This is a genomic window from Pseudoalteromonas shioyasakiensis, assembly GCA_013391845.1.
Taxonomy (GTDB): domain Bacteria; phylum Pseudomonadota; class Gammaproteobacteria; order Enterobacterales; family Alteromonadaceae; genus Pseudoalteromonas; species Pseudoalteromonas apostichopi.
Window position 1 is genome coordinate 2,082,908 of the sequence record CP058414.1, and the last position, 13,032, is coordinate 2,095,939.

The 13,032-nt window shown below is 41.9% G+C and carries 6 protein-coding genes; all 6 read left to right on the plus strand.

Annotated features, from left to right (window positions below; translation table 11 throughout):
* Positions 1 to 112: 112 nt before the first annotated feature.
* Positions 113 to 1,156 (plus strand): alkene reductase, encoded by a 1,044-nt coding sequence (locus tag HYD28_09560; GenBank protein ID QLE09171.1) that lies wholly within the window; start codon positions 113 to 115, stop codon positions 1,154 to 1,156.
* Between the two features lie 210 nt (positions 1,157 to 1,366).
* Complete coding sequence (locus HYD28_09565; GenBank protein ID QLE09172.1) at positions 1,367 to 3,724, plus strand: TonB-dependent receptor; 2,358 nt, start codon at positions 1,367 to 1,369, stop codon at positions 3,722 to 3,724.
* A 57-nt stretch (positions 3,725 to 3,781) separates the two neighbouring features.
* Entirely contained in the window at positions 3,782 to 4,909 is a 1,128-nt protein-coding gene (locus tag HYD28_09570; protein ID QLE09173.1) for an alkaline phosphatase family protein, read from the plus strand.
* The gene (locus HYD28_09575) at positions 4,906 to 5,967 is read left to right on the plus strand and encodes an alkaline phosphatase family protein (GenBank protein ID QLE09174.1); all 1,062 of its coding nucleotides are present in this window, start codon (positions 4,906 to 4,908) and stop codon (positions 5,965 to 5,967) included. Before HYD28_09570 ends, HYD28_09575 begins: the two co-directional genes overlap by 4 nt.
* Before the next feature lie 140 nt (positions 5,968 to 6,107).
* The gene (recC, locus tag HYD28_09580) at positions 6,108 to 9,431 is read left to right on the plus strand and encodes an exodeoxyribonuclease V subunit gamma (GenBank protein QLE09175.1); all 3,324 of its coding nucleotides are present in this window, start codon (positions 6,108 to 6,110) and stop codon (positions 9,429 to 9,431) included.
* A complete protein-coding gene (recB, locus tag HYD28_09585; GenBank protein ID QLE09176.1) occupies positions 9,418 to 12,993 on the plus strand; it encodes an exodeoxyribonuclease V subunit beta in 3,576 nt (1,191 codons plus the stop codon). Before recC ends, recB begins: the two co-directional genes overlap by 14 nt.
* Positions 12,994 to 13,032 lie beyond the last annotated feature (39 nt).

Sequence of the window (13,032 nt, forward strand, 5' to 3'; positions counted from 1 at the left end):
CTATTATTTACAATTGAAGTTTACGTAATCTTGAACGATTATTCAAAATAAACCTTGAAGTTAGTTTATATCGCCCTTATCTTGAATGTATGTTCAAGATAAGGATAGAACCATGAAAACCGATTTACTTTCTTCGTTTAAGTTAAATGACAGTATCGAATTACAAAACCGCGTACTAATGGCACCGCTTACTCGCTGTATGAGTGACGATAACCTAGTGCCAACCCAAGCGATGGCTGATTACTATGCGCGCCGTGCCGATGCCGGTTTAATTATTAGTGAAGCAACTATTATTCGCCCAGATGCCCAAGGTTACCCAAACACACCGGGCCTATTTACCAGTGAGCAAATTCAAGGTTGGAAAAAGGTCACGGATGCTGTGCACGCTAAAGGTGGCAAAATGTTTGCTCAACTTTGGCATGTAGGGCGAGTGGCTCACCCACATTTCTTTGGAGGTGATGTACTGGCACCATCTGCAATCGGCGTTGAAGGGTCGGTACCAAGAATGCGTGAGCTGACTTACGTTACACCAAAAGCTGCCACTATTGAAGACATCCAAGGTTTAATTGCTGATTACGCAAAAGCGGCCGAAAACGCCATTGAAGCGGGTTTTGACGGCGTAGAAATACATGGCGCAAATGGTTACTTGATTGATCAATTCTTACATTTTGCTGCAAACCAACGTGAAGACCAATATGGTCAAACACCAGAAAATATGTCACGTTTTGCCCTAGAGATCGTCGATGCAGTGATTGCAGCAATTGGTGCAGATAAAACAGCATTACGCTTATCGCCTGGTGCGTATTTTAATATGACTGAAAGCGAAGGTGATAAAGCTGTATTTGATTATTTATTATCAGCGCTGGAAACACGTAAACTTGCTTACTTACATGCTGGAATTTTTGATGACAGCATGCGCTTTGAAAGCTTAGACAATAAAACAACGTCTGAATATATGCGCGGTGCATACAAAGGTACTTTAGTCGGTGTAGGGAGCTATACCTTTGAGTCAGCTAATCAAGCTATCGATAACAACCAATTTGACTTAATTGCGATTGGTCGTCCATTTATTGCGAATCCGGATTACATCAGCAAAGTTAAAAATGGTGAGCAATTAACACCATACAGTGAAGAAATGCTGGCTGAATTGATTTAAAACACCTAATAACATTATCCAACCAAAAAGCGTCCTGTTAGTTTAATTGGGCACTTTTCTAATACTTTCTTATTTATTGATCAGTTAAGTCTTAAATCTGCCATCTAAATGCATTAATTTTTTAATTATTGTGTCAAAAATTTTGACCCTAAATGTCATACGCGCTCTGCATACTGTGCCCGCTTACAAATACGTAACCTTGGAAAAACAATGAGCACAGTAACTAAAAAAACAAAGCTAAGCCTTTTAATAGCAACGCTTTTAGCAACATCAGCAAATGCAAACACGAATAACGAAATTGAAGAAATTACGGTGGTTGCAAAGCCAACCAGTTATGCCAATAACGTCATTGAACCTGCCATGCTTGAGCAACAAAGTTCAGTATCAAGTGTGTTAGCCGTAATTGATAACCTACCGGGTATTAGCATCAACGAAGGTGATGCATTTGGTGGTGACGATTGGTCAACCACTATTACTATGCGTGGTTTTAGTATTGATGGTAATCAACAGCAATTAGGTATGACCATTGATGGTATTCCTAATGGTGGTTCTAACTATGGTGGCGGTGCAAAAGCAAACCGTTATCTAGATAGTGAAAATTTAGCAACTGTTGAGGTAGGGCAAGGTACTTCTGATATTGCCTCTGCATCACTAGAAGCGCTAGGCGGTACTTTTAATTTTGTGAGTGCACAACCGAGTACAGAGCAAAGCACCACGTTTGCTTACACTACAGGCGATCACAATGCTAGCCGCTACTTTGTTAAACATGAAACCGGCACGGTTTTCGATAACACGCAAGCCTATATCAGCTACTCGCAAACAGATACTAGCCGTTGGATTGGTGATGGCAGCAATGGCGGTAAGGACAATCAGCACATTGAAGCTAAATTTGTATCGGACTTTAGCGACCTGACAATAACAGGTCGTGTTTCGTATGATGATGTTCACGAAATTAACTATAACAGCATCAGCATTAGCGAATTTGAACAAAACCCTGATTGGGATCGTTTAACGTGGAATTGGACCGGTGTGCCTCATTTTGATCAAATGTTTGCTGAGGGCTGGGGTACATTACGCGAAAATACCCTTGCTTATGTAAAGTTTGATTACGCGTTAAGTGCCACTTCAAACTTAAGCATATCGCCTTATTACCATAAAAACTCGGGTCGTGGTGACTGGATTCCGCCTTATTTAACGTCACCTGTTAATGGTGATGGCAACCCAACATCAATTGGTGGTGAAAATGCTGGCAGCTACGGCTTTACCGACAGCGATGGCAACCCACTTGCACCTGCTGCAGGTTGTACGGCAAGTTTAGAATGGCCATGGTCTTCAGGCCCAGGCTTAAACCCGGCCTGTTACCCTGATGATGCAATTCCGGTTATGTCTTATCGTCATACACACTACAAAAAAGACCGCTTAGGTATGACTGGCGAGTACCAAGTAACTCTTGGCAATCATGACATTGAAGCCGGCTTTTGGTTTGAACAAACAGATCGTGATGAATCACGAGATTGGCATAAAGTGATTGATGCCCGTATCTATCATCATTTTGATCATACGCCATATTGGACTCAGTACAAAAACACCTTCGAAACGGATACTTTTAAATGGTATGTGCAAGACTCAATCAGTTTAGGTGATTTCACACTTAATTTAGGTGCTAAACAGTACCTTGTTGAGCTTCAGCGTTATAACCATTTTGAAGATGAATACTCAGATAAAATCGACAGTGATTCAGACGTACTCTTCAGCGGTGGTGTGTTGTATCAGCTATCAGCAAGCACAGAGCTATTTAGCAGCTACAGCGAAAACTTTGCGGCAATTAAAGATGGTGTACTTGAACGTGATTCATCGACACTGACCGAGATTGAACCTGAAACAGCTGAAAACATCGACCTAGGTGTACGTTACAGTGATGACCGTTTACGCTTAACAGCAACAGCTTATAGCATTGAGTTTGATAACCGTATTACCTTTATTGCCCCGGGCAGTGATACAGATGGTATTGATTACACCATTGGCACGAACGGTTCTTACATCAATGTAGGTGGTATTGAGTCAACGGGTGTTGAGCTATCAGCAAGTTATATGCTGACTGACAAATGGAACCTTTACACATCTTATACGTACAATAACTCTGAGTATCAATCGAACGATCCAAGTGCTTACAACAGTGATGGTGAGTTACTTGAGGAAGCATCTGCAAGCTTCAAAGCGGGTGATGAAGTCATTGACTCGGCACAAGATTTATTTGTGGTATCGGCAGACTATTACAGTGGTGATTTCCGCTTTGGTTTATCGGCTAAATACACAGGTGAGCGTTTAGGTGCATGGACTGATGAACAAACCCGTTCGCGAAACAAGGTTGATGGCTACACCTTGGTTGATTTAAACATTGGTTATAACACTAGCCTTGATTCAGGTGTGTTCAAATCACTCGACCTTGCATTTGTGGTGAATAACCTGTTTGATAAATCATACCTAGCAGGTGGCACAGGTAATGGTTCAACCTACTTTATTGGTGCACCACGTACTGCGGCTTTAACACTTACAGCGCAGTTTTAAATAATAAGCTAACGTTTTAAACAGCCCATCTTTGGTGGGCTTTTTTGCAGGTGAAATATGAAAAAATTAATTTTAGCCACAGCAGTGGTTGCAGCATCACTATTAAGCTTAAGCAGTAAAGCTGCTGACAATGTTGTGCTTGTAACTCTTGATGGGCTTCGCTGGCAAGAAGTGTTCTCTGGGGCAGATAAAAATTTAATTAATAACAGTGATTTTGTAGAAGATACAGATGAACTAAAGGCGCTTTTTTGGCGAAATGACCAAGCACAGCGAACTAAAGCGTTAATGCCATTTTTTAGTGACACATTGGCAAAGCAGGGCGTTTTGATTGGCGATAGAACTCAAGGTTCATTGATGTCGGTAAGTAACCCATGGTACTTCTCATACCCAGGTTACAGTGAAATTTTAACCGGCATTGTAGATGAAAATATCGATAGTAACGATAAAGTTTCTAACCCGAATAAAACCATTTTAGAGAGTTTAAATACTCAGCCTGAATTTAAAGGTAAAACCGCACTTTTTGGCAGCTGGGATGTGTTTCCTTACATTGTAAACCGCGAGCGAAGTGAGGTTTTTGTTAATGCAGGCTTTGAATCCTTTGATGCGGTGAAATCAGAGGAGGTTAGTTTACTAAACCAAATGCAAAGCGAAATTCCGAGTCCTTGGCACAATGTTCGCCTCGACAGCTTTACCTACCGATTTGCCAAACAATATTTATTAAATAAACAGCCGCGTTTGCTTGTTATTAGCTTGGGGGAAACCGATGACTTTGCCCATAACGGTAAATACAATGCCTATCTAAAATCAGCTAAGCAAAGTGATGCGTTTATTCGTGACCTTTGGCAAACAATACAACAAACGCCCGGCTATAAAGACAATACCACATTGATTATTACTACCGATCATGGCCGTGGCAGCCATGCTGATGATTGGCAACATCATAGTTCGAAGCGTGCTTTGGCACGTTCAGAGCAAGGTAAGCAACGTTTTCCAAACGGCATTGTTGGCTCTGAGCATATTTGGCTAGCGGCAATTGGCCCAGATATAAAAGCAACTGGCTTAATTAAGCCAAACAATGAGCTCAAACAAGCGCAAGTGGCTGCAACTGTACTGAACATTTTAGGCGTCAACAGTCAGCAAGTTAACCCGAAAATGGCAGCGCCGATTAAGGAGATCTTAAAATGAGTTTTACACTTAGCTTTTTTAGAAGCGCCTTATCAGGGTTAATGCTGGTTAGTAGTGTGAGTGCGATTGCCGCGCCAAGTAAAATTTTGTTTGGCTCGTGTGGTCATCAAGACAAGCAAATTCCTATTTTTGATGCTATTAACAAAGAGCAAGCCGATCTATTTATGTTCCTTGGCGATAATATTTATGGTGATACCGAAGATATGTCGGTGCTCGCAGATAAATATCAACGCTTAGGGCAAAAACCGGGCTTTAAAACATTACGTGCGAATACGCCAATAATTGCCATGTGGGATGACCATGATTATGGCGAAAATGACGCTGGCAGCGAATACCCAAAAAAACAGCAGTCACGAAAAATTATGCTCGACTTTTGGCAAGAGCCAGCGGATTCAGCTCGTAGAACTCGTGAAGATGGCATTTACACCTCGTACACTTACGGCGAAGGTGAGCAAACTGTAAAAGTCATCATGCCTGACTTACGTTTTAATCGCGCGCCTTTAAATCATGTATCGGCGAAGACCTATCAACTTGAACGAAAACCCGCAAAACAAGGGCCTTATAGCCCAACAACCGATAAAAATGCCTCTATGCTAGGTGAAAACCAATGGCAATGGCTCGAACAAGAGCTCAAGTCTGATGAAAAGATAAAAATCATTGCATCAAGCTTACAGCTATTGGCTGATTTTACAGGTTGGGAGTCATGGGCTAATTATCCTGCTGATCGTGAGCGCTTATTTGCGCTTATCAAAAAGCATAAAGTAAACGGTGTGATTATTGTCAGTGGTGATACCCACTGGGGTGAGCTGTCAAAGTATCAACAAAACCTTGACTACCCATTGTACGAGATGACCAGCTCAGGACTTACAGAAAAGTGGAAAGATGTTAGCCCTAATAAACACCGTGTAGGTGATTATACTCATGAGGTTAACTACGGCGATTTAACAATTGATTGGCAAAAAGCAGACCCTACCATTCGCATTGCGCTAAAAGGTATCAAGGGTGATGAGATAATGCACACCGAGTTCGCGTTATCGACGATAAGCCCATACCAGTAAATATTGCCTGCAGCGCATACCCGCATCTAATACCCGGAAACATGGATTAAGCCCTGTTTGCGGGTATTTCTCTCTATCCCATCTAATTAAAATATCTTACACTGTGTCAATTAGTTAGTTTCAAGCAAGGACAGTGTAAAGTGCTGAATATAATTCAATCAAATCGCATGGAAGCACTGCAAGCGCGGTTTCACGCTCTTCTTAAAGTTAATCCATTAACGAGCCCCTTTAAAAAAGAAATTGTGCTTGTGCAGTCACCGGGTATGTCGCAGTGGCTAAAAATAGGCTTAAGTGAACACTTAGGGATTGCTGCTCAGGTTGATTTTCCGCTACCTTCGAGTTTTATTTGGCAGCTTTATCAGCAATTGTTGCCCGATGTACCAAGTGAATCACCGTATAACAAAGCTAATCTTGCTTGGAAGCTGTTTGCGATTTTACCAAACTGCATTGATGAGCCGCTGTATTTACCACTCAAAACCTATTTAGATGGTGACACTGAAGGGCAAAAAACGTTTGCCTTGTGCGAGAAAATTGCCGACGTTTATGACCAATATTTAATGTATCGTCCTAATTGGATTGCAACTTGGGAGCAGGGCATCGATGAGCTTGATGATGTTGATGTAGGCATTGCACCATGGCAACCAGATCTTTGGCGTAAGCTGGTGGCGCATAGTAAAGAATTAGGGCAAAGCCAATATCACCGCGCAAATATGCAAGACAAACTCCTTGCAGCCCTTGAAAAAATGGACGCAAGCCTATTACCTGAGCGTATTAGTTTATTTGGTATTTCTGCAATTGCGAGTAGCCAGCTTGAAGTGTTTCAGGCCATTGCGAAAAAAACGCAGGTATTTTTGTTTTTCTTTAACCCTAGTGAACATTACTGGGGCGATACACTCGATGAAAAAACAGCAGCCAAAATTACCGCTAAATATGCTAAACGCCCGCAGTTACAAGCACTTGAAGACAGTGCGAAAAACCCTGATCACGAGTACTTTTTTATCGGTAACCCGTTACTCTCATCGTGGGGTAAATTAGGCCGAGACTATTTTGAGCAGTTACTGCAATTAGATGCGCAGTGGCTTGACGGATTCGATAACGATTTTGATGACAGTTTGTTATCACAAATTCAGTCTGAGATTTACCAATTAGCCTTTAAGGGTGAGTCACTAACGCCTGATAAAGAATGGTTCATCAATGACGAAGGCAAACTGCCAATTCAGTCAGATGATACCAGCATTGTGCTTAGCGATTGTCACACGCCACTTCGTGAAGTAGAACGACTACACGATTACTTGCTTAATTTATTTAATGAAAATAAAGAGTTAACACCGAAAGATATTATTGTAATGATGCCGGATGTTGGCACATACAGCCCGTACATTGAAGCGGTGTTTGGTGGTGCAGAGGGACGACGCTTTATTCCTTATGCGTTAGCTGATTTAGCTATAGAACAAGAAAAGCCCGTGTTGAGCTCGTTTGCAAGTTTAGCCGATTTACCTTACTCACGCTTTGGTGTGTCTGACATTCTTGATTTACTGCAAGTCACGCAAATTGCTGAGAAATTTAATCTCGAACCGCATGAATATGAGCAAATTGGTTTTTGGCTTGAACGTGTTGGCGTAAAATGGGGCTTAGATGCAGCTCACAAAGACAGTTTTGGCTTACCTACGATTGATTTAAATACTTGGCAACACGGTTTAAACCGCTTGCTATTGGGTGTTGCACAACGTGATGAACAGTTGCCTTTCTCGGGCATTTACAGTGCCGATGAAGTGGAAGGCATGGCACTAAACACGCTGAATAAACTGATTGAATTTATTGACGTACTGGCACGTTATAAAACCAAGCTACAAGCTGATGCACCACTCAATGAAAAAGCAGAAACGCTAAAAGAGTTATTAGGTGAAGTATACAGTGATGAAGGAGAGCAAAGCTGGGATTTATTAGTCCTACAAAAAGTACTTGATACGCTGATCAAGCATTATGAAAATGGCGATTATCAACAAAACGTTTCGCAGCGCATTGTTAGTTACCTTGTTAAACAAGGTATTCAAGAAAAAGGCGTAGGGCAGCGCTTTTTAGTGGGACAAGTTAACTTTTGTACCTTGATGCCAATGCGGGCTGTGCCATTTAAAGTAGTGTGTATGCTGGGTTTAAATGATGCCGATTATCCGCGAACAGTTCAGCCAATTGGTTTTGACTTAGTACCTTACTCAAAACGCCAAAAAGGGGACCGCTCTCGTAAACTCGACGACCGTTACCTGTTTTTAGAAGCGATTTTAAGTGCTCGTGAGAATCTATACATCAGTTATATTGGTCGCTCATGCTTTGATAACCAACCAAGAATGCCGTCAACCTTAGTGAGCGAACTGCTAGAATATATAGCACGTAGTTTTGAATTTGCAGATCAAGAAACAGACTTAAAGCTTCCAGAGGCGCTGATTAATTATCAGCACTTACAGCCATTCAACCCAGCCTATTATCTGACAGAGAAAAGTGATGATAAGCAAAAAGCAGACAAACCATTAGCAACACAATTACATAGCTATAATCCTGTTTGGATGCCAACTCAAAGTGTCAATCCTGAGCCTCAGCAAGCGCTTAATGTTCAGCCAGAAAGTAGCGTAGAGTTAAGTCAGTTTATTCGCAGTATTTGCCAGCCTCACGAGAGCTTTTATCAGCAAAGCTTGGGTTTACGCTTGCCGCAATTTAACGATATTGCTAAAGATGAAGAGCCGTTTAGCTTAGACGCGTTACGTCGCTACTTTTATCTAGACGAAATTCTCGAAGCCAGTATTCAAGAAATGCCCCTAAACCAAGCGCAAATTATGCAGCGTGGTGAATTACCGCAAGCACACGTTGGTGACTTAGTGTTCGAAAGTATGCAGCACCGAGTCGATGCTCTTGCAGGGCAAGTAAAAGCGCATATTCAAGGTGATGAAGCATTACCCGTTGAAGTAAATATTAAAATTGCCAACACCAGATTAGAAGGTTGGTTAAATCATATATATGGTCAAAAACAGGTGTTTTATCGCACTGCCAGTATTAAAGCAAAAGATGTTATTAGGGGCTTTGTGCATCATTTAGCGGCGCAAATAATGGGCCAGTCAGTTGAAACCCTCATTCTTGGCTTAGACAAGCAAATTAGTTTTTCACCTTTGTCTGAAGACGATGCCCGCAAGTATTTAAACGATTGGTTCTCGCTCTATGAAACGCTTTTAACTCGCCCAGTGGCGTTTTTCCCAGTCAGTGGCTACGAGTATATAAAAACAGATAAAGATATGGTCAAAGCAAACAATAAATTCGCGCCGCAATACATAGGCATGGGTGAAGGCGAAAACCCGTATATTCGTTTAACCATAAAGAGCCTAAAAGACTATGAAGAAGAGTTTATTAAATGGAGCGAGCTGCTGTTATCGCCACTAGTTGAATTAGCACAGGAGGCAGATCATGCAAACGCTTAATCCAATGAGTATGGCGCTGTGTGGGCAAAGCCTTATTGAAGCCAGTGCTGGTACGGGTAAAACTTACACCATCACTGGTTTGTATTTACGGTATTTGTTGGGCTTACAAAAAGCGACCGGTGAAGATGAACAATTAAATACGCCGCTGAGTGTTGAGCAAATACTGGTGGTGACCTTCACAGAGGCTGCAACGCAAGAAATTAAAGACCGTGTGCGGGCGCGTATAATCAATGCCAGAGATGCTCTGCTTGGCAAAAAGCCCGATGATGAGTTGATTGAGCAAGTGATTAACGAGGTGACTGATAAACACGCGGCATTTGATTTGTTAGACGCCGCGGCAAAGTCGATGGATGAAGCCGCTATATTCACTATTCATGGCTTTTGTCAGCGAATGCTGAAACAACATGCTTTTGAATCAGGTGTGGCGTTTAACTTAGAGTTTATTTTAGATGAGCGTGAGCTTATTCAAGAAACTCTCAATGACTTTTGGCGTGCCTTTGTCTACCCACAATCAAAAGAGCGCACGCAAGCAATTACCGATATTTTCCCAGTGCCTGCATCACTGTATTCACAGGTAGTGAGTTTACTCAACAAGCAAGGGGCAACAATCACCCCCGAGTATGACCTTGACGATATATGGCAAGCGCGCGACAACTTTGTGGCAAAAGTACCGGCATTTAAAAAGGCGTGCCTTGAGAGTGAGTTTATTAATGCTGTAAAAGCATCTGATTTAAGTGGCTCAAAAACCCCAGGTCGAAAAAACAGCCTTGCAGCGCTTGAAGAATACCTAAACAATGATGAGTTGTTTTTTGTATTTGGTACCAGTAAATACTCGTTTGAAGTATGGGGCTCAGAGAGTTTAAACGATCCTGCAAATTACAAGAAAAACGGCAGTTTGCTTAGTCATGCAATGGTGGCTCAGTTTGATGAAATGGCCAAACTGAGTAGCCTTATCAACAACGGATTGAATATTGCGATAGTGCAATATGCTGCTAAATGGGTGGCAAATGCATTAGTTAAACGTAAGCAAGAGCAAGGCGTGCTCACCCCTGATGACTTATTAAGTAACTTGCATCAGGCGCTTTTAAGTGAGCAAGGCAAAGCGTTAAGTGAAAAAATTGCCGCCTTGTTTCCGGTTGCCATGATAGACGAATTCCAAGATACCGACCCCGTTCAATATGGCATTTTTAGCCGCATTTATGGCATTAAAAACACCACCCTTGCCATGATAGGCGACCCTAAACAGGCTATTTATGGTTTCCGTGGTGCAGATATTTTTACTTATATAGGCGCAAAACAAGCTGTTTCAGAGGACAAACAATACACCCTAGATACCAACTACCGCTCAAGTGAAGGGGTTGTTGATAGCGTAAACCGCTTATTTGCTAAAAATGGCAATAGCTTTATTTACAACGACGCAATCCCATTTCAAAAGGTTAATGCAAAAGGAAAACAGCAAGACAAAGCGTTTTTAATAAACGGTGAAATGCCCAGTGCGTTTGAATTTTCGGTTTTTGTTGATGAATACGCAGAAGCGAACAACAAGCCAACTAGCAAAGGGGTGGCTCAACAGGCATTAGCTTTGCAGTATACGAAAAAAATCACTGAGCTACTCAAGCAAGCTGATGCAGGCGATGCGACTATTGCAGGAAAACCACTTACTGCTGCCGATATCTGTGTGTTAGTGCGAGATCGAAACGAAGCACAGCTGATGAAAGCCGCACTTGCAGAAGCTACCATTGCCAGCGTGTATTTGTCGCGTGATAGTGTGTTTAACCAAGAGCTTAGTCACCATTTACTTAACTTTTTAACAGCATTACATGGTCAGTATGATGAGTCATTACTGCGTGGTGTACTTGCCGGGCCATTGTTTTGCTTAAGCTACAACCGCATTTATGAACTTCACGAAAATGAAAGTGCATGGCAAGAGCATCTAAACTTTTTTGCTCAGCTTGCCCATATTTGGCATAAACAAGGCGCCATGGCGATGCTCGAACGTTTATTAAGCCATAATCAACTCGCAGCGCGTTGGCAAGGCTTAGGTTACAATGTTGAACGCTGGCTTACCGATTTCCGCCATTTAGGGGAAATTTTACAGCAAAAGCAAATTGAGCTTGAGGGAATCCATAGATTGCTGCGTTGGTTTGCGCAAAAAGTCAGTCAACAAGATGGTGAAGCGGTGCAAGTACGCCTAGAAAGCGATGCTAATTTGGTGAAAATTGTCACCATGCACGCCTCAAAAGGCTTAGAGTACCCGATTGTATTCATGCCTTTTGCCTGTGGTTATCGCGAAAGCAAAGAAGCCCTTTATCATAAAGACGGTAAGTTGATTTATGATCTTGCTAAAAGTGATGATGCAATGCAAAAAGCAGAGCAAGAGCGCTTGGCCGAAGATTTACGATTGCTCTATGTGGCGCTGACTCGTGCCGTGCATTTTTGCTCAGTGGGGATGTATAACATTGCGCAAGGTCGCAGTGCTCGTCCGGGCATTCAAAGTACTAGCATTGGCCACGTATTATTTGCAGGGTTAGATGTTAAATCGGGCGATGAATGGCGAGCATTGTTACAAGAATTTTGTAATGGCTCAGCGCACATGCACTATGAGGTATTTACCCAAGCAGATGAGCTTGAAAAGCTAAGATTAGGCAGTTCTGACAGAGAACCAGTCTATAAAGTAAATACTGTAAAAGCAGAGATCCAGCGTGATTGGCGCTCAACCAGCTTTAGTAGCTTAACGCTGAAAAAGCATACTGACCACATTGAACTTGGGCGCAGTGATGAAGACCACGCAAAAGATGAGTTTTTAGCCCAAAATGCAAATGCTATAACACCTTACAGCTTTCCTAAAGGCGCAAAGCCGGGTAGTTGTTTACATGAAATATTTGAGCAATTGGACTTTACCGACCCTTATGCGTTAAAGCGTCCAGTCACTGAGCAAGACGACCATGCACTTGATAAAGTGATCAAAAAATTATTTGAAAAATACCATATTGATGATAGCTGGCAGGAAATGACAGAGCAGTGGATCCTAGCAGCATTGAACTGCCCATTAAACGATAAAGGGCTTAGTTTATCAGTACTTGAACCTGATACGTGTTTGGTCGAAATGGAATTTAATTTACCGTTGTTATCGCTTTCAAGCGATAAGCTTAATCAAGTGTTGGTGCAACATTTTAAATTACCAGGACAGCTTGATTTTAGTGAGGTGCAAGGCTTACTAAAAGGCTTCATAGATTTAATATTTTGCTGGCAGGGTAAGTATTATATTCTTGATTATAAATCGAACTTTTTAGGTAATAGTGCGGCTGACTACCAACATGAGCAACTAGAGCAAGCTATGACCAGTCATCAGTATCATTTGCAGTATTTAATTTATACCGTGGCACTACACCGTTTATTAAAGCAACGTATTCAAGATTACGATAGCGACACGCATTTAGGCGGTGTTTACTACACCTTCTTACGTGGTATGAGCGAAGGGCAAGGGGTGTACTTTAATCAGCTAACGAAACAGCAAATATCTGAGCTTGATAGCTTATTCGCACAAGGAGCCATGCTATGAGTCAAATGACATTCGGCTTTGATGATCATGAACCCCACG

Excerpts from the sequence above, each read along its gene's own strand:
- HYD28_09560 (QLE09171.1), top strand. The coding sequence starts at position 113 with ATGAAAACCGATTTACTTTCTTCGTTTAAGTTAAATGACAGTATCGAA.
- HYD28_09565 (QLE09172.1), top strand. The coding sequence starts at position 1,367 with ATGAGCACAGTAACTAAAAAAACAAAGCTAAGCCTTTTAATAGCAACG.
- HYD28_09570 (QLE09173.1), top strand. The coding sequence starts at position 3,782 with ATGAAAAAATTAATTTTAGCCACAGCAGTGGTTGCAGCATCACTATTA.
- HYD28_09575 (QLE09174.1), top strand. The coding sequence starts at position 4,906 with ATGAGTTTTACACTTAGCTTTTTTAGAAGCGCCTTATCAGGGTTAATG.
- recB (QLE09176.1), top strand. The coding sequence starts at position 9,418 with ATGCAAACGCTTAATCCAATGAGTATGGCGCTGTGTGGGCAAAGCCTT.